Below are 22,560 nucleotides of genomic sequence, written 5' to 3'. Positions count from 1 at the left end.
GGCCTTGCTTAGGCGCATATGCACTCGTTAGACAAGCATCCCGTCCCCAGACCCCGTGATTCCGTATATCGAGGATTTCTCACGATGGATTTGGCGTCACCGTGCCACTGCATCGCCCTACGCCAGGCATCGCGGCGGCTGACGCAGCATTACGACCAGCATCTCGCGCCCACCGGCCTGCGGACCAGCCAGTACGGAATGTTGCGCAGCCTAGGTCGTGTCGGGCCGATCTCCATCAACACCTTCGCGGAGATCATGGTGATGGACCGGACCACGATGGGACGCGCTCTTCGTCCCCTCACGCGGGACGGGCTCGTCGCCGTCGGTCCCGGACCGGATGGTCGCACGCGCTCCCTCACCCTCACCACTGCGGGGCGGAAGCGAATGGAGGACGCGCTTCCCCTTTGGGAGCAGGCGCAGCAGACGTTCGAGGAACGCTACGGAGCGGTGCCGGCAGGCGACCTGCGCCAGGCGGCGCTCAGCCTGGCGCGGACGGAGCTGTCACCAGCCGCGTGAGAGGGGCGGCGGGCGAGTGATCCGGGGGCGGGACCGCGCATGGTCCAGCCTCCGGTTGTCCCGGTCGCCTTCAGAAATGCCGCGCCAGCACCTCGCGGACGCGCTCGACCATCTCGTCTTCTTTCACCGAGAACTGGGCCGGGCGTGCCGCCTTCCATTCGGCGTTGCTGGCGATGTCGCCCGCCGCCTTGGCACCCTCGATGAGGTCCTTGACCTGGACTTCGCCGGCCTCGCGCTCGTTGGAGCCCTGGATGATGGCGCAAGGGCTGCCGCGCCGGTCGGCGTATTTCATCTGCGCCTTCATGCCGGAGCCACCGAGATAGAGTTCGGCGCGAATGCCGGCCTCGCGCAGGCGCGCTACGAGGCGCTGGTAATCGGCGATGTTGTCGCGGTCGAGAACCAGCACCACCACCGGACCGGGCTTCGCGGTGCCCTCGAGGAGAGGGCTCCCGGTCAGTTGCAGCGCCGAGAACAGGCGCGACACGCCGATGGAGAAGCCCGTCGCCGGCACCGGCTCGGCGCGGAAGCGGCCGACGAGGCCGTCATAGCGGCCGCCGCCCGCCACCGACCCGAAGCGCACGGTCTGGCCCTCCTCGTTGGTGACGGGGAAGGTCAGCTCGGCCTCGTAGACCGGGCCGGTATAGTATTCGAGGCCGCGCACCACCGAAGGGTCGGCCCGGATGCGGTCGTGGCCATAGCCCGCCGCCGCACAGAGCCGCATGATCGCATGCAGTTCAGCGATGCCCTCACGGCCGGTCTCGGACGAGCCGACGACATCGCTCCACGAGCCGAAGAATTGCTCCCAGAACGCCATCCGGTCGCCCTCTGCGTCGGGAGCGGCCTGGAAAGAGACGTAGGCGAGGATGCGCTCGATGGCGTCGGGTGCGAGGCCCGCACCTTTAGCGAAATCACCGCTCTCGTCCTTGCGGCCCTCGCCGAGGAGTTGGCGTACGCCCTCGACGCCGAGGCGGTCGAGCTTGTCGATGGCCCGCAGAACCGTGAGGCGCTGGCCGGCCTTGTCCTCGCCCGAGAGGCCGATGGCCTCCATCACCCCGTCGAGCACCTTCCGGTTGTTGACCTTGATGACGTACTGGCCGGACAGGCCGAGCTTTTCCAGCGTGTCGGCCATCAGCATGCAGATCTCGGCATCCGCCGCGACGGAGCCCGCGCCGACGATGTCGGCATCGCATTGCATGAATTGGCGGAAGCGGCCGGGACCGGGCTTCTCGTTGCGGAAGACGTAGCCGGCGCGGAAGCTGCGGTAGGGCTTGGGGATCGCGTCGAAATGTTCGGCCACGTGCCGGGCCAGAGGCGCGGTGAGGTCGTAGCGAAGGGACAGCCAGGATTCGTCGTCGTCTTGGAACGAGAACACGCCCTCGTTCGGCCGGTCGAGATCGGGCAGGAACTTGCCGAGGGACTCGGTGTATTCGACGAAGGGCGTCTCCAACGCCTCGAACCCGTAGAGCTCGAAGCTCTGGCGGATCGTCTCCAGCATCCGGTGCTGGGCGGCGATCTCATCGGCGCGACGGTCGACGAAGCCGCGCGGCAGGCGCGCCTTCAACGTGTCGGCCTTCGTGGGATCGGCCTTCTTGGATTCGGCCTTGGCCATGGTGTCTTCGCTTTGCGTTCGGGCTGTCGATGTCAAGCGGGCTCTATCGCGGGTGCTCCCGAGCGGCAAGCGTGCCGGGCAAAGGGAGGGACACCGGGTGCCGTCGTTAGAGCTTGAGGCCGAGCAGCGCGCATAAGCTGAGAATGGCGATGGGGATCTGCAGCGGGCGAAGTCGAGCGAAGAAGAGCGGCGCCTCGCCGGTACGGGCGGCGATGGGATCGAGGATCGCCACGGCGGTGAAGCCGGCGATGAGAAGGGCGAGGGCCGCCACTGTCTGGCCGAGGGATGCGGACAGGAGCGCGAGAAAACCGAGGCCGAACAGGCCGAACATGGTGGCGATCTGGATGAAGGTCGGACCACCCTCGGTGCGGAAGCTGACACCACGCCGTACGCCCGACAGAAACAGCAGGATGGCACAGCCCCATAGAATGGTGAGGTAGAGGACCGCATCGCCGAGATCGTCCCGCCGCCACCAAGCGAAAGCCGCACCGAGGGCGAACGGCACCATCGGCCCGTAGCCGAGAACGATGCTGAGCCAGGGCACGCGACGGGGCTCACTCACGTTGAGCGTGCGGTTGTCATCTTGCTTCATGCCGGGAGAGCTCCTCCATTCACCCAGCCGGGCAACCGTCGCGCCGTGGCCCAGTTCCGGAGCGCGACGTGCTTGAGATCGGCGCCGGCAGGCCAAGCGCGGCTGTTTTCACGTGCAACAGGTGGACTTGCCGCTTGCTCGTATCCCGAGACGAGAACGCCCCGGCACGCTGAAGGCGGCCGGGGCGTTCTCGGGATCGAAGGCGGAAATGCCTTGGCAGATTCGTTCGTGGATCAGGAGGCGAGGGGACCGGTCGGGGTGTTGCCCTGCTGGTTCTGGGCCTCGAAGGCCTTCTGGCGGTAGAGACCCACGAAATCGATCGGATCGATATAGAGAGGCGGGAAACCGCCGTTGCGCACGGCCTCGGCGATGATCTGGCGCGCGAACGGGAAGAGAAGGCGCGGGCACTCGATCATCACGGCCGGATGCAGCTGGTCCTGGGGGATGTTGCGCATGCGGAAGATGCCGGCATAGTTCAGCTCGAAGGCGAACAGCACCTCGTTGTTGATCTTTGCATCGCCTTCCAGGGTCAGCTCGACCTCGAAATCGGCCTCGGCCAACTGCTTGGCGTTGACGTTGACCTGGATATTGATCTGCGGGCCGCTTTCCTGCGGCTGGAGCGAGCGCGGCGCGTTGGGGTTCTCGAAGGAGAGATCCTTGGCGTATTGGGCCAACGCGTTGATGGCGGGCGACTGGTCCTCGGCGGGAGCCGCGCCGTTGCCGTTCGGTGCCGGGGTATCGGCCATGGCGATCTCGTCCTCTTTCGCGGGGTCTACTGGGCCACCTCGGCGATCCACTGCGCGGCGTATCGTCTGATCGTCGCAGGGCCGGGGCCGAGAGCACAGCGCGCTAACACGATGGGCCACCCCGGACAAGACGAGGGGCGGGAGGAGGCGATCCGCAGGCACGTCGATCCGGTCGAGGAACCGGAGCCGTCTCCGAAGTCGGCGGTCTGCTCTTGACCCTGAGGCCTCCGGCATGGCTCCTCCCTGCCTGGATACGGCACGCGGGCAGCCCCATATGCAGGATGACCTCGTGGGTCGCGCCCTCCTCTCGCGGGCGGGATCCTTTGAATTCTCCGGCTCGATCCTTGCGCAACGCTCCAATAAAGGGCGTAGCGGCGGGATTCTTGGGAGCCCCCTCGAACAAGCATGTCGTGCGACGGCCACGATCGGATCGGTGATGCAGGATTCTTTCGATTTGACGACCCTGATCTTCCTGGGACTCGCGGTGTTCGTCATTTGGCGGCTCCGGTCTGTGCTGGGACAGAAGACCGGAGCGGAGCGCTCGCCGTTCAAACCGGTGGACCGGAACCACAATCCGTCGCAGCCGACCCGGTCGGAAGGCGATAACGTGGTGCGTCTGCCAGGGGCGGACCGGGTTCAGCCGCAGCCTGATTCGGCACCGGCCGCCGCTGCCGTCGCCCGCGACTGGCGCGGCATCGCCGAGCCGGGCTCGGCTGTCGCCCATGGTCTCGAAGCGATCGTTCAGGCAGAACCGAACTTCGATCCCCGCGCCTTCGTCGAAGGTGCCAAGGGTGCGTATGAGGCCATCGTGATCGCCTTCGCCAAGGGCGACCGCAAGACCCTGCGCAGCCTTCTCTCGCGCGAAGTCTGCGAGGGGTTCGAGCGGGAGATCACAGCCCGCGAGTCGCGCCGTGAGACAGTGGAGACCACTTTCGTCTCTCTCGACAAGGCGGAGATCGTTGCCGTGGATGTCCGCAACAAGGTGGCACAGGTGACCGTACACTTCCTCTCGCATCTCATCACCGCGACCCGCAGCGCCGATGGTCAGGTGATCGACGGCAATGCCGAGGCCGTGGCCGAGGTGCCGGATGTCTGGACCTTCGCCCGCACGCTGGGCAGCCGCGATCCGAACTGGCAGCTCGTGGCCACGGAAGCCGGCGCCTGAGGATCCAGAGTTTGTCGTGACCGGGTTTATCAATCGGGCATCCTTCGCCGCCCTAGCTCTCGTTGCTGGCTGTCTTCCCGGCCCGGTCGCTCTCGCGACCGGGCCGCTTCGCGTCGGAGAGGCGATTCTCGAGCCCGTGGACCCGACCGCCTTGCCGGGCTTTCCCGGCTCCGATCCGGCCGCTTCCCTCGAGGTGTTCCGCCGGACCTGCGCCGCTCCACCGGTGGAGATCGCCGCGACTGTCGCCGGCTCGGCGGAGGATCTTGCCGCCGCCTGCACCCTTGCGGCCTCGGTCAAGCCGGAAGAGGCCAGGGCCTTCTTCACGCGGAATTTCGATGCCTACCGTATCGTAAGAGCGGGCGAGGCGCGTGGTCCTTCGCGCCGGGCGGGCTTTCTCACCGGCTATTTCGAACCGGAACTCACCGGTTCCCTCGCGGCCGGCCCCGGCTTCACCACCCCGGCCCTTGCCCGGCCGGACGATCTCGTGAGTCTCGCCCCCGGTGAGACGAAACCCGGCCTCGATCCGACATTGCGGGCGGCACGGGCGACGCCGGGCGGCTTCGAGCCTTACCCCGACCGTGCATCCATAGAGGATGGAGCAATCGGGGAGCGGGCACGGCCGCTCGTCTACCTGCGCGATCCGGTCGATCTCTTCGTGCTCCAGGTCCAGGGATCGGGTCGCGTACGCCTTCCCGATGGACGGGCGGTGAGGGTGCTCTATGACGGCCGCAACGGTCGTCCCTATACGTCGGTGGCCAAGCTCATCGTCCAGGCGGGGCATCTCCCCCTCGAGGGCCTGACGCTCGCCCGCTGGACCGGCTGGCTTCGCGACAATCCGGCCCTCGCCAAGCCACTGATGCGAGCCAACGCCTCCTACATCTTCTTCCGGCTCGCCGAAGTGGAGGATCCCCGCCTCGGCCCTCCGGGCGCGGCCGGCGTCCCCCTCACCCCGGGCCGGAGCCTGGCGGTCGACTCCACTTTGTGGCGTTACGGAACGCCGTTCTGGCTCGAGGGACGGATCGCCGGGGAGGACGCCCCGGGGCGCCTCGTCGTCGCGGCCGATACCGGTTCGGCCATCGTCGGCCCGGCGCGTGGGGACCTTTATCTCGGCACGGGGGAGGCGGCGGGGATCGCCGCCGGCAATCTGCGCGATGCGGTCGGCTTCGTCGTCCTGCTGCCGAAGCCGCGTGCGGTCCCATGAGGATGCCGCGCAGACCCCGCGGCCTGTCGGGGGAGGACGCCTTCCTCTGGGGCGAAATCGCACGGCTGATCACGCCGCTGCGCGGACGTGCTCCTTCTCCGAAGGCCAAAACACTGCCAACTGGGGATCCCCTTCCTCCGAAGCGGAAACCGGAAGTACCAGCGCTCGTCGCCAAGCCTGTTGCCAAGCCTGTTGCCAAGCCTGTTGCCAAGCCTGTTGCCAAGCCTGTTGCCGAAAGGGCCAGCTTGCCCGGTGGCGTGAAAGCGCCCCCGAAACGCATCGTGAAACCTGTCCCCGCCCCCGCTCTCGTGGCGGCCTCGGCGGCCATCGTCACCCCACCTGCCCTGCCGGGCCTGGAACGCAAGGCTCGCCTCGCCCTACGGCGTGGATCGCTCAAGGTTGAGGCACGGATCGACCTTCACGGATTGTATCAGGCCGAAGCTCATGATGCCCTGATCGGCTTTCTGATGCGCTGCCGTTCGGCGGGTCATGCCCATGTCCTCGTCGTCACCGGCAAGGGGGGCGGGGCAGGCTATGACAATGCTTTCTCGGAGCGAGGGGTCCTGCGCCGCTCGGTGCCGCACTGGCTGCGTGCGCCGGAACTGCGCAGCGTCGTCATCGGCTTCGAGGAGGCGGCGCGCCACCACGGTGGCGCCGGAGCCCTTTACGTCCGGCTGAGGCGACGCTGACGTCGTGAATCGAGGCGTCTCCCGACGAGAAGAGCACGATCCCGCATTCCGATCGCCTATGAGGGGCTTGAGCAGGATGCGGAAACGCGATATGGGAAGGTCCCTCCTTTTACGCCGTGTTGCATCCGAGAGCCATAGGCTCCCCATAGACGATGCGCGGAACCGGTCTTTACCGCTGTTCCGACCACAGGTGCCGACAAGGCATCCGGCGCTCCTCCGACTGTTCAGCCCGATCAACCCTCGTCCATCGTCGGTTCTCATTCTCCCATGACGTCACAGAACGATTCCCTCCTTCCCGTTGATCCGCCGGCAGAGGTCGGATTGGTCGCTGCCGATCTGAGCCCGCATCGCGAGGTCAAACTTCAGGATCTGAAGTCCAAGACCCCGACGGACCTGATCGCTTTCGCGGAGGAGGTCGAGGTCGAGAACGCCTCCACGATGCGCAAACAGGAGCTCATGTTCTCCATCCTGAAGCAGCTCGCTGCCAAGGAAGTCGAGATCATCGGCGCCGGCACGGTGGAAGTGCTTCAGGACGGGTTCGGTTTCCTGCGTTCGTCCGAATCGAACTATCTGCCCGGCCCCGACGACATCTACATCTCGCCCACCCAGATCCGCCGTTTCGGCCTGCGGACCGGCGATACCGTGGAGGGGCCGATCCGTGGCCCGAAGGATGGCGAGCGCTACTTCGCTCTGCTCAAGGTGAACACGATCAACTTCGAGAACCCGGAGAAGATCAAGCACAAGGTCCATTTCGACAACCTGACGCCGCTCTTCCCGACGCAGCGCTTTAAGCTCGAACTCGACGCTCCGCCGAAGAAGGACTTCTCGCCGCGTATCATCGACATCGTCGCGCCCATCGGTAAGGGCCAACGCGCTCTCATCGTGGCGCCGCCGCGTACCGGCAAGACCGTGCTGATGCAGAACATCGCGCAGTCGATCACCATCAACCACCCGGAATGCTACCTCATCGTGCTGCTCATCGACGAGCGTCCCGAGGAAGTCACCGACATGATCCGCTCGGTGAAGGGCGAGGTCATCGCCTCCACCTTCGACGAGCCGGCCACCCGCCACGTTCAGGTCGCCGAGATGGTGATCGAGAAGGCCAAGCGCCTCGTGGAGCATGGCCGTGACGTGGTCATCCTGCTCGATTCGATCACCCGACTCGGCCGCGCCTACAACACTGTGGTGCCGTCCTCCGGCAAGGTGCTCACCGGCGGTGTGGATGCTAACGCGCTCCAGCGCCCCAAGCGCTTCTTCGGTGCGGCGCGTAACATTGAGGAAGGCGGCTCGCTTTCGATCATCGCCACCGCGCTCATCGATACCGGTTCGCGCATGGACGAGGTGATCTTCGAAGAGTTCAAGGGCACCGGCAACTCCGAGATCATTCTCGACCGCAAGGTCTCCGACAAGCGCATCTTCCCCGCGATCGACATCACCCGCTCAGGCACCCGCAAGGAAGAGCTTCTGGTGCCGCCGGATTCGCTCAAGAAGACCTACGTGCTGCGCCGCATCCTCAACCCGATGGGCGTCACGGACGCCATCGAGTTCCTCATGGACAAGCTGCGCCAGACCAAGAGCAACAACGACTTCTTCGACTCGATGAATACCTGAGGGAAGCTAAGTCTCTCTTCCCTTCTGTGCCTGCGGGGTATCGAGGTTTTCCCTCTTGCGCGTTGAAGGTTCTCGTTCGGGTCCCTCCTTCGCGCAAGATCCGCTAGCGCGAGTCTCAAGCGTGCGCTCAATGAGAATGGTTTCCAAAAGAAACCATTCTTTTCGTCGGCTATAGAGCGGACCGACATAGGAACCTACGCGGCGTCGTGGTTGAGCTATGAACGACGGCACTACCATTTTCGCGCCCGCCAGCGGTTTCGGACGTGCGGCCGTCGCCGTCATTCGAATCAGCGGACCTGCCACAGCCGACCTGGTCACGAGCGTCGCGAAGCGACTGCCACCCCCTCGGCGCTTATCTCTTCGGACTCTCCGCGAACCCACGACCGGCGAACCACTCGATTCCGCCCTCGTGGCGTGGATGCCAGGACCTGAGACGTTCACCGGCGAAGATATGGCCGAACTCCACCTCCATGGTGGACTCGCGGTGCGCTCCGCCGTCATGGCCGCGCTCGCTGCTCATCCCGGATGCCAAATCGCCGAACCTGGTGCGTTCAGCCGGCGTGCCGTTGAGAACGGTCGGATGGACCTGACCGCCGCCGAGGGTGCGGCAGATCTCATTGATGCGGAGACAGAAGCGCAACGACGCCAAGCTCTGCGTCAACTCGACGGAGTCCTGGGTCGTAAGGTGGCCGATTGGCGTGATCGTCTCATCGATCTCCTGGCCGGAGCCGAGGCCGCCCTCGATTTCGCCGATGAGGGCGATGTGGATGATTCCGCGCTCGATGCGGCGCTTCATGCCAAGGCTCGCGCCATCCGTGACGACATCGATCACGCTCTCGCCGATAGCCGGCGGGGAGAGCGTCTGCGGGAGGGGTACGTCGTGGTTCTCTCAGGGCCGCCCAATGCCGGCAAGTCCAGGCTGCTCAATGCTCTGAGCCAGCGCGATGCCGCGATCGTTTCTGCCATTCCAGGCACGACCCGCGACCTTATCGAGATTCGTTGCGATCTCGGCGGGCTGCCGATCATCATCGTGGATACGGCCGGCTTGCGGGATACGACCGATCCAGTCGAGGCCGAAGGCATCCGGCGCACCCGCAACCGGATGGACCAAGCCGATCTCGTCCTTGCGCTCCAGCCAAATGACGAACCACACGACCCAGCGAACGTCCTGCCAGATCGCACGATCTGGGTTCAAACGAAGTCGGATTTGGGCGTTGCCATGAATGGGGTACTCGCCGTATCCGCGTTGACCGGTGCGGGTATCGACAACCTGCTACGCTTCATTGAAGCGAGGGCGGAGCAAGCCCTTGGCGGCGGCGATGCTCTCATTACTCGCGAGCGGCACCGCGATGGGTTGACCCGCTGCAGCCATCACCTCTCCAGGATCGTGTCGGGCCCTGCCCTTCCGGAGCTGCTCGCTGAGGATCTGAGGCTTGCCGTTCGCGCCTTGGGCGAGGTCGCCGGCCGGGTCGGCGTCGAGGATATGCTCGATCGCCTCTTCTCCGGGTTCTGTATCGGTAAGTGACGGGTGGCGCCAAGGCTGGTGGTCCCTGGCCGTTCGCTGCGGGAAGCTAGGCCCCGTTCGAGATCTCGAAACGGCGACACAGGGCGTCGAGCTCTTCCGGCGTTTCGTAGCGGATGCGAATTTCCCCGCTGCCTTGAGTCTTCGACTTTAGCGATACCGTGACGCCAAGCGCGCGCGCCATGGCTTGCTCCAGGCTACGGACCTGTCCATCGCGTTCCGGCTTGCGCGGACGTCCCGGGCGGGGGGCATCGCCTTCCGGCACTTCAGCTGAGGCCAGGGCCTCGACCTCACGGACGGACAGCCCTTCAGCCACGATCCGTCGCGCGACGGCTTCGGGCTCCCGCACCGCGAGAAGAGCGCGGGCGTGACCGGCTGTGATTTCCCCAGCGACGACTCGGTCCTGGATCGCGCTGGACAATTGCAGAAGACGCAACGTGTTGGCGAGATGGCTGCGGCTCTTTCCGATGATTTCGGCGAGCTCCGTTTGGCTATAGCGAAACTCGCTCATGAGCCGCTCATAACCAGCCGCCTCTTCGATGGCGTTGAGATCACTGCGCTGGACGTTCTCGAGAATGGCGTATTCGAGGGAGGTCCGATCGTCGATCTCGACGATAACGACGGGGGCCTCGTGCAGCCCGGCACGCTGAGCGGCGCGCCAACGACGCTCGCCGGCGACGATCTCGTAGGTATCCGGAACGCCTGCCAGAGCGCGGACCACGATAGGCTGAATGATGCCGCGGATTTTGATCGAAGCAGCTAGCTCGTCGAGTTCGGCTTCGTGGAAGCGCCGACGCGGGTTTCGCGGATTTGGGCGCAGAAATTCGACGGCGACCTTGCGCTGTGCCTGCGGCTTCCCCGCATCGCCGCTATCGTCGCCGAAATCTCCGATCAGGGCCGCAAGCCCACGCCCGAGTCGAGGCCGCGCCACATCATCCGCCATCGCCACCTGCTTCAACTCCGATACGCTACGCATTCACGAAAAAGAACGAGCGACCTACGCCGCGACTGGAAGCCGCCCCTCGCGTTGGATCACTTCCGAGGCCAGGCGTAGATAGGCCTGCGAGCCGGCGCATTTCAGGTCGTAGAGCAACACCGGCTTGCCATGCGACGGGGCCTCCGAAACGCGAACGTTGCGTGGAATCGTGGTCTCGTAGACCTTGTCGCCAAGGAAGCTACGGACATCGGCCGCAACCTGATTCGAGAGGTTGTTGCGCGGATCCACCATAGTCAGCACCACACCCTGAATGGTGAGACGCGGATTGAGCGCGCTGCGGACCTGATCGACAGTGCGCAGGAGTTGGCTCAACCCTTCCAGGGCGAAGAACTCACATTGCATGGGCACGAGTACGGCATCGGCGGCTGCCAGTGCATTGATCGTCAGCAGGTTCAAGGAAGGAGGACAATCGATCAGGACATAGGTCACGCCCTCGGTGGCACCGGCCTTACCGAGATCGATCATGGCGTTGCGCAGGCGGTGAGCCCTGTCGGACGAGCTCGCCATCTCCAATTCGAGGCCAAGAAGATCCATCGTCGAGGGGGCGAGAAGCAGCCGCGGTACGGCCGTGGGCACTACCGCTTGGGCCAGGGACGCATCGCCGGCAAGCACGTGGTAGGTCGACAGCTTGCGCGAGCGGCGGTCGATGCCGAGCCCGGTGGAAGCGTTTCCCTGCGGATCGAGGTCGATCACCAAGACGCGTTCACCGATAGCAGCGAGCGCGGTACCGAGATTGATGGCTGTCGTCGTCTTGCCGACACCGCCCTTCTGGTTGGCCAAAGCAAGGATGCGCAACGGCCGCTCGGGCGTCGCCCTGGAGGCGGAGGAGGGTTCGATGGTCATGAATCCACGCGGGAGAGGGCGGTGACGCGGACGATCCGCGCGTCCGACTCAGTACGGCTCGTCACCAGATCGTAAACGAATCTCCACCGTTGCGCTGCATTGGTCAATTCCACCTGCGCATCACGGCCCTTCGGAAAAAGCCCGATGGTGCCTGTTGTCAACAGCGGTTCCGCCCATTCGAGCAATTGGGGGAGGGGAGCCAAAGCACGGGCACAGAGGGCGTGAACTCCAACGTGTTCGGCGATAGCGTCCTCGATGCGGACGTTGCGAACCCGCGCCGGAGCTTTCGTCAATCGGGCCGCCTCCGTGAGAAAAGCGCATTTGCGCGCATTGCTCTCGATCAGGTCCACCTGAAAACCCGGCCGCTCACGTCCTGCGATAGCCAAGATGAGGCCAGGAATTCCTGCCCCCGAACCGAGATCGAGCCACTTGCTGGCGTCGGGAGCGAGATCGAGCAGTTGGAGCGCGTCGGCGATGTGACGGGTCCAAACCTCCGTGAGTGTGGCGGGACCGACGAGGTTCTTGACGCTTTGCCACCTCCTTAGCTGCTCGACATAGATGTCCAAAGCTTCGGCTGTTTCACGTGAAACATTTGCCTGGGCGAGAACGCGAGTTCGGTCGTCATGCCTAGCGGCCATGGACAGCCGCCGGATTGGAGCGGTCGGCGCGGCGAGCATGGGCTGCCAGCAACGTCAGCGCAGCAGGAGTCACGCCCTCGATCCGTGCAGCCTGACCAAGCGTTCCGGGCCTCACCGTTTCGAGTTTGGCCTGCATCTCATTGGACAAGCCGGGAATGGCGCCATAGTCGAGCTTCGTTGGAAGCGACAGGGCCTCGTCTCGTCGGAAAGCCGCGATGTCGGCATTCTGGCGATCAAGATAGACGGCATAGGTCGCATCCGTTTGGAGGCGATCCGCGATACGAGGAGACACGCTCCGAAGCTCGGGCCACACCTCGGTCAGACGGTCCCAGCCGATCTCTGGATAGGAAAGCAATTGAAAGGCACTTCGGCGAATACCGTCCTGATTAAGCGCGATCTCATGCCGAGCCGCGGCGGCCGGTGTCAGGCTGAGCCTATCGAGTTGCCCCCGTGCTGCCTCCAGTTCACCTTGTGACCGAGCGAAATGCTCGGCCCTCTCGGAGCCGACACAGCCGAGAGTGGCCCCGCGCGGGGTCAGGCGCTCATCGGCATTGTCAACGCGGAGGGACAGCCGATATTCCGAGCGCGAAGTGAACATGCGATAAGGTTCGCTGACGCCGTGGGTCACGAGATCGTCGATCATCACCCCAAGATACGATTCGGCCCGGTCGAAGCGCGACAGGGTCGATCCCCCGGCGAGCCGGGCGGCATTGATCCCAGCCACCAGCCCCTGCCCCGCGGCCTCCTCGTAGCCGGTCGTGCCGTTGATCTGCCCAGCCAGGAACAGGCCGGGCAGTCGCTTGGCCTGGAGGGTCGTGTCGAGCTCGCGGGGATCGACGTAGTCATACTCGATGGCATAGCCGGGTCGCACGATGGCCGCACGTTCGAGACCCGGGATCAGTGCGATGACATCGCGCTGAACGCTCTCCGGCAGCGCGGTGGAAATACCGTTGGGGTAGACGGTCGGGTCGTCCAGCCCCTCGGGTTCCAGGAAGATCTGGTGACCTTCGCGGTCTCCGAAGCGCACCACCTTGTCTTCGATGGACGGACAGTAACGCGGCCCCCGGCTGCTGATCCCCCCCGAATACATCGGCGAGCGGTGAAGATTCGCACGGATGAGATCGTGCACCGCCTGGGTCGTACGCGTGATGCCGCATTGGATCTGCGGTGTGGTGATCCGTTCCGTGAGGGTCGAGAACGGCACCGGATCGTCATCGGCCGACTGCATGTCGAGGCCCGACCAATCAATGGTGCGGCCATCGAGACGGGCAGGGGTGCCGGTCTTGAGACGTCCGAGCGCAAAACCCAGCCGGTCCAGCGTCTGGGCGAGGCCGATGGATGGCCCCTCCCCGACGCGCCCGGCGGGAATCTGCACTTCTCCCATATGGATGAGGCCTCGAAGAAACGTGCCGGTGGTCAGCACGACAGCGGAGCAGGCAACCGTTCTCCCATCCGACAGAATCACCCCGGCGACCTGTGCGGCTGCAATGTGAATGTCCCCGACTTCACCCTCGATGACATGAAGGTTCGCGATGCTGGCGACGGCTTCTTGGATGGCCCGCGCATAGAGTTTGCGGTCGGCCTGGGTGCGCGGTCCGCGCACTGCCGGCCCCTTGCGTCGGTTGAGCAGGCGGAACTGAATGCCGGCTGCGTCGGCGGCACGGCCCATCAGTCCGTCGAGGGCATCGACCTCGCGAACGAGATGACCCTTGCCGAGACCGCCGATGGCCGGGTTGCAGGACATCGCGCCGATCGTGGCAGCTGAATGCGTGACGAGGGCGGTACGGGCGCCGATGCGGGCTGCAGCAGCAGCGGCTTCCACGCCAGCATGGCCGCCTCCGACCACGACCACGTCGAAGGAAAGACTTGTCTGAGACATAGGGTGATTAGGCGCGACCGGAGCGAGTCGTCAACGAGGAGTGCGAGCGTATCCCATCCTCTGCCGAATCCGGCCGATTCACATTCGAAGTCGAAGCCCGTCCTGCCATGGAGGCATCGCGGGAAGGACGATCGGAGACGGACGACAGATCGCGTCAGCCACGCCGGCGCGCCGCCTCCGTGGCGATGCGCAGGAGCGTCGCGGAAGCATGGGCATGGGCGAGGTCAGGGGGGGAGCGTCGACAGGCGAGCACGGCCTCCTGAAGCAACTGCACGGCGTGGCGGAGGGCAACGGGAGACCAGCGCCCAAGCTGGGCTTCGACAAGCGCCTTACGACGGAAATGCAGCCCACGCCAATTGCCAACCATCATGCTCGGACTCTGTCCTTCACCTGCAATCCGTGTCGACAGCAGAGTAAGAGCGTGGCGCAGCGCAGAGCCGAGCATCATCGACGGATCCATACCTTCGTGGCGGAAGCGGCGGTAATCCCGTTCGACCTCTTCGCTCCGTCCGACGAAGGCGGCATCGATCAGCGTATTGAGGACGCTGCCAGCGACGTCGCTGATCACGGCCTCAACATCGTCGAGGGTGATTTCGGTCTGCCCTCGGGCATAGAGGGCGAGTTTTTCGATCTCCGACAGGCTCGCTCGACGATCACCGCCCAGGCTCATCGCCAGGATGTCGCGCTCCTCGCGGGCGATCCGCTGGCCATTCTCCTGAAGCGTGCGGTCGATAAGCTCCGCCAGGGCCCGCTCGTCATCGGCGTAGCAGGGCAGGGCGAGCGCCCGTGTGGATCTCTCGCAGAGTGTCCGCAATGGTGCGCTCTTTGCGAGGTCTCCCGCCTCTACGACGATGCGAGCGCCGGCGATCTCTGCCTTCAATGCCGCGTCCACGGCCGGGGCGTAATTGCGGCTTCCCGCCCGTACCCAGATGCTACGCTGACCGCCGAACAGGCCGACGGTGCCGGCCTCGTCCACGAGGCGACCTGCATCCGAGGCGAGGGTATCGCCGTCGATCTTGACCAGCGCAAAAGGATCGGAGGGATCGGTGACGAAGCTCTCGGCCAGACGCTTGGCGCGCTCGAAGACCAGGCCGGTATCCGGTCCGTAGACGAGAATCACCGCGATCTGCGACGCGGGTCCGCGTCGCAGCAGCGCCTCGATATCGCCAGCCTTTACGGCGGTCAGGGCTTGGTCACCAGCACGGATGCGACCCGCGTCTTGATCTGGTCGGCCAAGGTCTTTGCCAGCCGGATCTCAGCGTCGCGGGCCGCACGCAGCGAGGCGAAGCGCTGGATCGAGCGGTCATAGGTGGTGGTGGCGACGGCCACACCCTCCGTGATGATCTTCGAACCGTCCAGGGATTCGAGCGAGAAGCGGATGGTGCCAACCAGGGTGCCGGCCTCGGCGCGTCCAGTCTGTGACGACACGATGGGGGTTTTCACGGATTCGCTGCCCTGCATCTTCAGGCGGTAGCGCTTGGGAGAAGGCTGGCCCGAACCATCGAGATCGAAGATGAGTTCGCTGCGCAGATAATGGCCGAGCCGCTCCTGCCCGGCAGCGGTGGAGACGTCGTCGACTTGGATCGAGGCAAGAAGCGCGGCCATGGGCTCGCCCGACGCGGTCGGTCCATAGAGCGGGCGAAAGCAGGCCGAGAGATTGACGGCCATAAGGGAGACCAACGCGACTTTCGCCGCGCGGGACCGTACCGCCTGTCTCAGCCCATGGATCATCATCGCAGCAATGCTCTCCGTCCGGTCTCGCTCTTTACGGCGATCCCGCCTGTCGCGTCACCTGTATAAGCGGCAAGCTTTACGATTCCTCTGCGGCAGGACGATGGTGGTGCCCGAAACGACATCGCCCTGGAGGGGCGTCCTTCGTCCTGCCGTTATGCAAAGTCTCGCCCTGCCCGGGCCTTGGCGAGATCTGATTTGCGAAGCCGCGCCTCGCTCACACCACGAGATTCACGATCCGACCCGGCACGACGATCACTTTGCGGGGGACACGGCCTTCGAGCGCCTTCTGCACGGCCTCGTCGGCCAGAACGAGCGCTTCCACCGCGGCGGTGTCGGCCGTGCGCGGCACGGTGACATCCGCCCGCTTCTTCCCGTTGAGCTGAACGGGGAGGGTGATCTCGTCCTCCACAAGCAGGGCACGATCGATCACCGGCCACGCGGCTTGAGCGACCAGTCCCTGCCGTCCGAGGGCCGACCAGCATTCCTCGGCCAGATGCGGCATCATCGGCGCAACGAGCTGCGTGAGGATGCCCGCGGCTTCCGTCGCCGCATCGCGCGAGACGGTAGCCGTACGGATCGCCTCATCGAGAGCGTTCGACAGCGTGTAGATATGGGCGACGCAACGGTTGAAGCGGAGGCGCTCCACATCCTCTTCCACCGCAGCAAGAGCCTTATGGGCGGCCTTGCGAAGCGCAGCGTCCGACGCTCCGCCCGCTGCCGGCACGCCCACCGCGAGGGAGACCAAGCGCCAGACTCGCTGAACGAAGCGGGCCGCGCCCTGCACTCCATCCTCCGTCCAGATCACGTCACGCTCGGGCGGAGAATCGGACAGCATGAACCAGCGAGCGGTATCGGCCCCGTAGCTCGCGATGATGTCGTCCGGGTCCACCACGTTCTTCTTAGACTTCGACATCTTCTCGATGGAGCCGATAGCGATCGGCGCATCTGTTTTCACGTGAAACGCCTGGCGCCCGCCGCCCTCGGCGGTGATGCGGATATCCGCAGGCTGAACCCATGCGCCCGCTGCGTCCTTGTAGGTCTCGTGGACGACCATGCCCTGCGTGAACAGGCCGGCGAATGGCTCCGAGACCCCGGACCAGCCCGTCGCCTGCATCGCCCGTGTGAAGAAGCGGGCGTAGAGCAGATGTAGGATCGCGTGCTCGATGCCGCCGATATACTGATCCACCGCCAGCCAGTGATCGACCGCCGAACGGTCGGTCGGCGCATCCTTCAGCCAGGGAGCGGTGAAGCGGGCGTAGTACCAGGACGAATCCACGAAGGTGTCCATCGTGTCGGTCTCGCGCCGGGCGGCAGCGCCGCAGCGCGGGCAGGGCACGTTACGCCAGGCATGGTCGCGTTCCAGCGGATTGCCGGGTGTGTCGAACGAGACCTCGTCGGGCAACTTCACCGGCAGGTCGGAGACCGGCACCGGCACCGGACCGCAGGAATCGCAATGGATGATGGGGATTGGGCAGCCCCAATAGCGCTGGCGCGAGACGCCCCAATCCCGCAAGCGGAACTGAACCTTGCGCGCCGCCACCGGCTCGCCGTCCAGGATCTCGCCCTCCAGGCGGTTGGCTACGGCATGGAAGGCCTCGTCCGTCGTCATGTCGTCGAGGAAACGCGAATTGATCATCCGTCCATCGCCGTCATAGGCGGTGTCGGTGACGACGAAGCTCGCCGCGTCCTGCCCCTCCGGACAGACGACAGGCGTATTGCCGAGGCCGTACTTGTTGGAGAAGTCGAGGTCGCGCTGGTCGTGGGCCGGGCAGCCGAACACGGCGCCGGTGCCGTAATCCATCAGGACGAAATTCGCCACGTAGACGGGCAGCAGCCAGGACGGGTCGAGGGGGTGGCGCACCCGCAACCCCGTATCGAAGCCGAGCTTCTCCGCCGTGTCGATCGCGGCCTGAGCCGTACCGGTTCGGCGGCATTCCTCGATGAAGCTCTGGAGTTCAGGCCGCATTGCAGCAACCGATGCCGCGACGGGGTGGTCCGCCGCAATCGCCAGGAACCTCGCGCCGAACAGCGTGTCGGGCCGGGTGGTATAGACCTTGATCTCGCCGTCACGGCCATCGAACGCAAAGCGGACCTCGAGCCCTTCGGAACGTCCGATCCAGTTCTTCTGCATCACCCGGACCTTCTCCGGCCAACGCTCCAGGCCGTCGAGTGCATCGTAGAGATCCTGCGCGAAATCGGTGATCTTGAAGAACCACTGGGTCAGCTCGCGCTGCTCTACCAGCGCGCCCGAGCGCCAGCCGCGCCCGTCGATGACCTGCTCGTTGGCCAGCACGGTATGGTCCACGGGGTCCCAGTTCACCTTGGCCGTGCGGCGGGTGACGAGTCCCTTGTCGAGGAAGTCGAGGAACATACGCTGCTGGTGCTTGTAGTAGTCGGGATCGCAGGTGGCGATCTCTCGGCTCCAGTCGAGGGACAGGCCCATGCTCTGTAGCTGGCCGCGCATGGTGGCGATGTTGGCATAGGTCCAGTCGCGCGGGTTGACCTTGCGCTCCATGGCGGCGTTCTCGGCCGGCAAGCCGAACGCATCCCAACCCATCGGATGGAGCACGGCGAACCCCTTCGCGCGCTTATAGCGGGCCACCACGTCACCCATGGCGTAGTTGCGGACGTGGCCCATATGAATGCGCCCCGACGGGTAGGGGAACATCTCCAGCACGTAGTATTTAGGTCTCGGGTCGTCGTTGCGCGTGGCGTAGATGCCGTGCGCGGCCCAGGCCTCCTGCCAGCGCGGCTCGGCATCCTTGGCGTTGTAGCGCTCTGGAACGGGCATGGGGGAGGAGGTCATGAGAGGAACTCTGAGATACGGGCCAGGATGGCCTGGCAAGGCGCCTCACGCGGCGCCGGAGAGGTTGGATGCCGGACTAACACGGCCTGTTTGCCGGTCAACAGAGCCGTCACCGCCAAAGCCCGGCGCTTGCGGACCACGTTGCGGGTGTTAGGTCAGGCAGGACCTGCCCTTCCTCTCAAGGCCGACGAGACATCATGCCCGACTCTACCCCGCCGAGATACGCTCATCCGCACGCGGCCCACGTCGTCGCTGGCTTGAAGGCCGTGCGCGAGACCATCGTCCAGGCGGCCCAGGATTCCGAGCGGGATCCGGCCGAGATTTCGCTGGTGGCCGTCTCGAAGCTCATCGATGCGGATGGGATCATCCCCGCCCTAGAGGCAGGTCATCGGGTTTTCGGCGAGAATTACGTTCAGGAATCGAAGGCGAAATGGCCGGCTTTGCGTGAGCGCTTTCCCGATGTGGAGCTTCATCTCGTTGGGCCGCTCCAATCGAACAAGGCGCGCGAGGCGGTGGAATTGTTCGACGTGATCCATGCCCTCGACAAGCTGTCACTGGCGGCGGCCCTGGCCAAGGAGATCGACCGTACCGGCCGGACGCCGAAGTTGCTGGTTCAGGTCAATACCGGTGACGAACCGCAGAAGGCCGGCGTCTCGCCGTCGCAGGTGGATGTTCTTCTCAGCGAATGCCGTGAGACCCATGGCCTGGCGATCAACGGTCTTATGTGCATTCCCCCCGCCGAGGACCCGCCGTCGGCGCATTTCGCCCTCCTGGCCCGCATCGCCGAGCGTCACAACCTGCCCATCCTCTCCATGGGAATGAGCGCGGATTTCCCGGCGGCGATCCAGATGGGAGCCACGCATATCCGCGTCGGCACAGCGATCTTCGGCGAAAGGCCGCGCCCTGCCGGAGCGTGATGCGGTTCCAAGTGGGTTAGCCGGCCGGGGAGGGGGCTGGTTGGTGAGGAATGGAACGCCCTTCCCCACCGGCGCCAGCTTTCCCGGGCCTGCGGAGCGGAGCCCGGGATTTGCCGCACCCTAGCCGAATGCGCCCACCTCGTGCTGGATCATGCCCGACAACTCGCGGACACGGGCGAAGGACTGGCGGATCGGGCCGAAGATCGTCTTGTGCTCCGATTCATAGGTGCCGACATCGCGCGGGCCGGCGGGCTCACCGAAATTGAGACCGAGCGTCGGGTCCGGCGTGATCGGAAAGATTTCGTCGAGCATGGCGAGGCAGCCGTCGATGTCGAGGCGCAGGAAGCGCTCGATCAGTTGCTCGCGAGTGATGCCCGATTGCGGGCGGAAGCCCGGAATGTGCACCGCCAGGAACCAGATTCGGTGGATCAGGGCGAGGCGCAGGGCATGAAGCATGGTCAGCCGCACCGACATCTTGCCGAGGTCCGGGGCGGCGGATTGCAGACTCAACCAATCGCTGGTGAGGCGGCCGAACAGACGGCGCAGATCGGGTGCAAGCCTCAGGCGGTCGAGGGCGGTGGCGATGACGAGGAGTTCGTCGCGCCGGTCGTCGCGCTGTGTGCGCCGTGCCCGTTCGAGCCACATGGCCGGGTCGAGCGTATCGATATAGGCGCGCAGCACATCGAGGTCGCCCACCGCCGAGGCATGCTGGGCGAGGCGGAACGCGCGCGAGAACCGAACCGAATCGCGGCGCATGTCACGGAACAGATCCGGTGCGCGGCTCGCCGCCCGGCCGAGGCCGTGCAGCGAATTCGCGAGATAGCCCAGCTGGTGCAGGATCGCGTTGTTCGGAATCGCCCGCATCTGGCGGGGATGGGTGATCATGCTGGGGCCGCCGCTATCGGTCTGGCGGGCCACGGGGCGTGAGCCGGTGCGGTCGAGCAGGCTCGGGCCGAACGTGCCCAGCAGCGCCGCGTAGCCGGGATCATCCACCAGGGCTTCCATGTCCTGCCGGGCCACGGTGAAGAACTCGGCGGCGAAATCGGCCTCACCGTAGATCGGGTCGTCGGTCTCGTCGGCGCCCGGCGCGTCGGACAGAACATAATCGGCAAAGGAATCGTCGTCGGCCGTGTCGAAGGCGAAGACGTGTTCGGCGATCCGCTCCACCGTCGAGCGGGCAAGAGCCTGGGTGCCGAACATGAGGTAGCCGTCCGAGCCCTGAAAGCTCGATTCCAGCCGCACCTTGATGCCGGCCTTGCGGTTCCGGTGCCGTGAATCCTCCGGGGCCAGATAGGCGAGGCGGTCCCGCAGCGAGGTCGGATGGGCACCGCGGCCGATCGATTCGCCGTGGGTATCGAAGATCGCCAGTTCGATGCCGGACAGGCCGTTCTGCGTCATCAGGTCGGTGATGCGCAGGCGCAGGCGCTCGATCCAGAAACTCGCGGCGAGCTGGCCGACATAGCGCCCCGAATCCGAGTAGCCGAACTGCACGGTCAACCGGCCGATGCGCTTGAGATAGGCGCGCCAATGCGGGTTGCGCAGGGCGTCGTCGAGGACGCGGATGCCCTGTTCCAGTGCACTCGCCGTCTCGAAGAGCGGCGTGATCTCGACCTTGTCGCTGATCCCGTAATGCCGGGCCAACCAGAGGGCGGCGAGAAGGGTGTAGCCGGTCTCCGTCTCGGCGATGAGGAAGCGCACGGGATGGGTGCCGTCCACGTGTTTCAGGATCTGCGCGATGGTCATCATCAGGCGCGCGGCCGAGGCCCGCTCGGCGGCGAGCGCGCCGAAATCCACGGCCACCGGCTGCACATCGTTGAGAAGGGCATGGATGGTGGCGAGATGCGAGCGCCGATGCGCCGCGTCCGTCGGCTCGCCGTCGAGATCGATGACCCGGCGCACGGCATTGTGGATCTGACTGGCGTTCAACCGGAAATGCGGCAGGGCGTTCGACAGGCCGTGTGTCGCGATGCCGGAGCGCAGGAGGGCGATGGCGCGCCTGTCCTCGTCGCTCTCCACGCCGCCGATGGCTCCGGCGAGGCCGGCCAGGATCGGTCCGGAATCGGTCTGGGCCCGCTCGCGCTCGATGATGAGCGCCAGCGAGAAGCGGTGCACAGCCTCCAGGGTAGGTTTGGTCCCGAGGCGCGGGGCGACGGCGAGCTGCCGGTTCACGGCCGCCAGCGCGCCTTGCGTCAGCTCACGCACGACGTTTGTGGCGGGTACGACTGGGAGGTGGCGCATGACCCTGTCGAGCTGCATCCGCTTCGATTCCAGGCGATAGCGCAAGGTGTCCCACCAGCCGATATCGGTGCGCCCATCCGTGTCGCAGCCGACCCAGGATGCGATGGCGAAGGGTTTGGGCACCAACTCGGTCCAGCGGTCGGGCCAGCGCGCGCGGGCCGCATCGAGGAGGGCGGCGTTGAAGCTGTCCAAGGCCGTACGACCGTGATTGGCGGCGAGGCAGGCTTGTTCGAATTCATCGTCGAGGCTGATCTTTGCATCCGGCCGGGTCGAGAGGGCCGCGGCTTTCTCGAGCAGGGGCAGGCGTGCTGCCTCGCTGTCCTGCGACGCAGCCTCGGCGATGAGCGCCGCCACGGCCTTCGGCATCCCGAATGTCGGGTGGGCGGTGAACACCACGGCGAAACCGGTACGGCCGACGAGGTCGCGGAAGGTCTCGAAATCCCCCGTCCCTTTCGGAATCGCAGCCACGAGACGGGCAGGCATCGTGTTGTCCGCCGATGTCTGGGTGTCCCGGTCCAGCCCGACATAGCCGCGCAGGCGCTCGGCCCGAGCGATCAGCGATTGTGCGCGCAGGCGGGTGAACAGGCCGTCGAGGTCGTCGTCGTCGATCTCTTCGCGGTCGAAGCGGCGGGTAATCGCGAGCGTCACCGCCAGGACGGGATTGCGGAACGGATCCTCGCTCGAACGCTCGCGAGATTCCTCGATGAGGGCGATGAGATCCTGTTCCAGCTCGCCGGGATCGGGCACCGCATTGGCTGGGCTGCGGTCAAGCATGCGCATCGATCGACCTTGTCTGGACAGAAGAAAGAGGACGGCCCCGGAGTCGAGTCGCCTTAGAACAGGTTGGGCATCGCGCC

Annotated in this window: 18 protein-coding genes; 7 read left to right on the top strand and 11 right to left on the bottom strand. The window is 65.4% G+C overall.

Annotated elements, in window-relative coordinates; all coding sequences use genetic code 11:
- The first annotated feature begins 84 nt into the window (after positions 1-84).
- On the top strand, positions 85-516 hold the full coding sequence (locus ACYQOP_RS06245) for a MarR family winged helix-turn-helix transcriptional regulator (protein WP_461221721.1): 432 nt from the start codon (positions 85-87) through the stop codon (positions 514-516).
- A 70-nt stretch (positions 517-586) separates the two neighbouring features.
- Here ACYQOP_RS06245 and hisS read toward each other — a convergent pair whose 3' ends face one another.
- The 3 genes from hisS to secB all read right to left on the bottom strand — a co-directional run bounded on the left by hisS (position 587) and on the right by secB (position 3,463).
- Positions 587-2,125, bottom strand: a complete 1,539-nt coding sequence (gene hisS, locus ACYQOP_RS06240; RefSeq protein WP_461221720.1) for a histidine--tRNA ligase — start codon at positions 2,123-2,125, stop codon at positions 587-589.
- 106 nt (positions 2,126-2,231) lie between these two features.
- On the bottom strand, positions 2,232-2,717 hold the full coding sequence (locus tag ACYQOP_RS06235) for a DUF3429 domain-containing protein (RefSeq protein ID WP_461221719.1): 486 nt from the start codon (positions 2,715-2,717) through the stop codon (positions 2,232-2,234).
- A 233-nt stretch (positions 2,718-2,950) separates the two neighbouring features.
- Positions 2,951-3,463 carry a protein-export chaperone SecB gene (secB, locus tag ACYQOP_RS06230; RefSeq protein ID WP_056423082.1) on the bottom strand — a complete coding sequence of 171 codons (513 nt, stop codon included), beginning with the start codon at positions 3,461-3,463 and terminating at the stop codon, positions 2,951-2,953.
- A 436-nt stretch (positions 3,464-3,899) separates the two neighbouring features.
- On the opposite strand from secB, the gene ACYQOP_RS06225 reads away from it, so the two are divergent.
- The 5 genes from ACYQOP_RS06225 (at position 3,900) to mnmE (ending at position 9,654) form a co-directional block, all read left to right on the top strand.
- Positions 3,900-4,628: a Tim44/TimA family putative adaptor protein gene (locus ACYQOP_RS06225; protein WP_207413072.1), complete on the top strand. Its 729-nt coding sequence runs from the start codon at positions 3,900-3,902 to the stop codon at positions 4,626-4,628.
- Positions 4,629-4,644: 16 nt separating this feature from the next.
- Positions 4,645-5,829, top strand: a complete 1,185-nt coding sequence (mltA, locus tag ACYQOP_RS06220; RefSeq protein WP_461221717.1) for a murein transglycosylase A — start codon at positions 4,645-4,647, stop codon at positions 5,827-5,829.
- Entirely contained in the window at positions 5,826-6,518 is a 693-nt protein-coding gene (locus ACYQOP_RS06215; protein WP_461221716.1) for a Smr/MutS family protein, read from the top strand. Before mltA ends, ACYQOP_RS06215 begins: the two co-directional genes overlap by 4 nt.
- A gap of 267 nt (positions 6,519-6,785) precedes the next feature.
- Complete coding sequence (rho, locus tag ACYQOP_RS06210) at positions 6,786-8,129, top strand: transcription termination factor Rho (protein ID WP_056423088.1); 1,344 nt, start codon at positions 6,786-6,788, stop codon at positions 8,127-8,129.
- A gap of 217 nt (positions 8,130-8,346) precedes the next feature.
- Positions 8,347-9,654, top strand: coding sequence for a tRNA uridine-5-carboxymethylaminomethyl(34) synthesis GTPase MnmE (mnmE, locus tag ACYQOP_RS06205; protein WP_461221714.1), 1,308 nt, complete (start codon positions 8,347-8,349; stop codon positions 9,652-9,654).
- A 46-nt stretch (positions 9,655-9,700) separates the two neighbouring features.
- Here the strand turns inward: mnmE and ACYQOP_RS06200 are convergent, their stop codons facing one another.
- From ACYQOP_RS06200 to leuS, 7 genes are all read right to left on the bottom strand, one after another.
- Positions 9,701-10,594, bottom strand: coding sequence for a ParB/RepB/Spo0J family partition protein (locus ACYQOP_RS06200; protein WP_461225214.1), 894 nt, complete (start codon positions 10,592-10,594; stop codon positions 9,701-9,703).
- A 54-nt stretch (positions 10,595-10,648) separates the two neighbouring features.
- On the bottom strand, positions 10,649-11,491 hold the full coding sequence (locus ACYQOP_RS06195) for a ParA family protein (RefSeq protein WP_056423099.1): 843 nt from the start codon (positions 11,489-11,491) through the stop codon (positions 10,649-10,651).
- Positions 11,488-12,129, bottom strand: a complete 642-nt coding sequence (gene rsmG / locus ACYQOP_RS06190) for a 16S rRNA (guanine(527)-N(7))-methyltransferase RsmG (protein WP_461225212.1) — start codon at positions 12,127-12,129, stop codon at positions 11,488-11,490. The genes ACYQOP_RS06195 and rsmG overlap by 4 nt, the downstream gene beginning before the upstream one ends.
- Positions 12,119-14,008 carry a tRNA uridine-5-carboxymethylaminomethyl(34) synthesis enzyme MnmG gene (mnmG, locus tag ACYQOP_RS06185; RefSeq protein WP_461221712.1) on the bottom strand — a complete coding sequence of 630 codons (1,890 nt, stop codon included), beginning with the start codon at positions 14,006-14,008 and terminating at the stop codon, positions 12,119-12,121. The genes rsmG and mnmG overlap by 11 nt, the downstream gene beginning before the upstream one ends.
- 154 nt (positions 14,009-14,162) lie before the next feature.
- On the bottom strand, positions 14,163-15,194 hold the full coding sequence (holA, locus tag ACYQOP_RS06180; protein WP_461225210.1) for a DNA polymerase III subunit delta: 1,032 nt from the start codon (positions 15,192-15,194) through the stop codon (positions 14,163-14,165).
- Complete coding sequence (gene lptE, locus ACYQOP_RS06175) at positions 15,191-15,742, bottom strand: LPS assembly lipoprotein LptE (RefSeq protein WP_461221711.1); 552 nt, start codon at positions 15,740-15,742, stop codon at positions 15,191-15,193. The genes holA and lptE overlap by 4 nt, the downstream gene beginning before the upstream one ends.
- Before the next feature lie 214 nt (positions 15,743-15,956).
- A complete protein-coding gene (gene leuS / locus ACYQOP_RS06170; protein WP_461221709.1) occupies positions 15,957-18,548 on the bottom strand; it encodes a leucine--tRNA ligase in 2,592 nt (863 codons plus the stop codon).
- 197 nt (positions 18,549-18,745) lie between these two features.
- On the opposite strand from leuS, the gene ACYQOP_RS06165 reads away from it, so the two are divergent.
- Positions 18,746-19,465 (top strand): YggS family pyridoxal phosphate-dependent enzyme, encoded by a 720-nt coding sequence (locus ACYQOP_RS06165; RefSeq protein WP_461221708.1) that lies wholly within the window; start codon positions 18,746-18,748, stop codon positions 19,463-19,465.
- A 120-nt stretch (positions 19,466-19,585) separates the two neighbouring features.
- Here the strand turns inward: ACYQOP_RS06165 and ACYQOP_RS06160 are convergent, their stop codons facing one another.
- A complete protein-coding gene (locus tag ACYQOP_RS06160; RefSeq protein ID WP_056454548.1) occupies positions 19,586-22,483 on the bottom strand; it encodes a phosphoenolpyruvate carboxylase in 2,898 nt (965 codons plus the stop codon).
- Between the last annotated feature and the right edge of the window lie 77 nt (positions 22,484-22,560).

The sequence above is a fragment of the Methylobacterium sp. CM6247 genome (assembly GCF_054817925.1).
Note: the sequence above shows the minus strand (reverse complement) of the source record. Positions and strands in the feature narration are given on the sequence as shown.

Coding starts and splice junctions, on each gene's coding strand:
- ACYQOP_RS06245 (WP_461221721.1), top strand. CDS start 85: ATGGATTTGGCGTCACCGTGCCACTGCATCGCCCTACGCCAGGCATCG.
- hisS (WP_461221720.1), bottom strand. CDS start 2,125: ATGGCCAAGGCCGAATCCAAGAAGGCCGATCCCACGAAGGCCGACACG.
- ACYQOP_RS06235 (WP_461221719.1), bottom strand. CDS start 2,717: ATGAAGCAAGATGACAACCGCACGCTCAACGTGAGTGAGCCCCGTCGC.
- secB (WP_056423082.1), bottom strand. CDS start 3,463: ATGGCCGATACCCCGGCACCGAACGGCAACGGCGCGGCTCCCGCCGAG.
- ACYQOP_RS06225 (WP_207413072.1), top strand. CDS start 3,900: ATGCAGGATTCTTTCGATTTGACGACCCTGATCTTCCTGGGACTCGCG.
- ACYQOP_RS06215 (WP_461221716.1), top strand. CDS start 5,826: ATGAGGATGCCGCGCAGACCCCGCGGCCTGTCGGGGGAGGACGCCTTC.
- rho (WP_056423088.1), top strand. CDS start 6,786: ATGACGTCACAGAACGATTCCCTCCTTCCCGTTGATCCGCCGGCAGAG.
- mnmE (WP_461221714.1), top strand. CDS start 8,347: ATGAACGACGGCACTACCATTTTCGCGCCCGCCAGCGGTTTCGGACGT.
- ACYQOP_RS06200 (WP_461225214.1), bottom strand. CDS start 10,594: ATGGCGGATGATGTGGCGCGGCCTCGACTCGGGCGTGGGCTTGCGGCC.
- ACYQOP_RS06195 (WP_056423099.1), bottom strand. CDS start 11,491: ATGACCATCGAACCCTCCTCCGCCTCCAGGGCGACGCCCGAGCGGCCG.
- rsmG (WP_461225212.1), bottom strand. CDS start 12,129: ATGGCCGCTAGGCATGACGACCGAACTCGCGTTCTCGCCCAGGCAAAT.
- mnmG (WP_461221712.1), bottom strand. CDS start 14,008: ATGTCTCAGACAAGTCTTTCCTTCGACGTGGTCGTGGTCGGAGGCGGC.
- lptE (WP_461221711.1), bottom strand. CDS start 15,742: ATGATGATCCATGGGCTGAGACAGGCGGTACGGTCCCGCGCGGCGAAA.
- leuS (WP_461221709.1), bottom strand. CDS start 18,548: ATGACCTCCTCCCCCATGCCCGTTCCAGAGCGCTACAACGCCAAGGAT.
- ACYQOP_RS06165 (WP_461221708.1), top strand. CDS start 18,746: ATGCCCGACTCTACCCCGCCGAGATACGCTCATCCGCACGCGGCCCAC.
- ACYQOP_RS06160 (WP_056454548.1), bottom strand. CDS start 22,483: ATGCGCATGCTTGACCGCAGCCCAGCCAATGCGGTGCCCGATCCCGGC.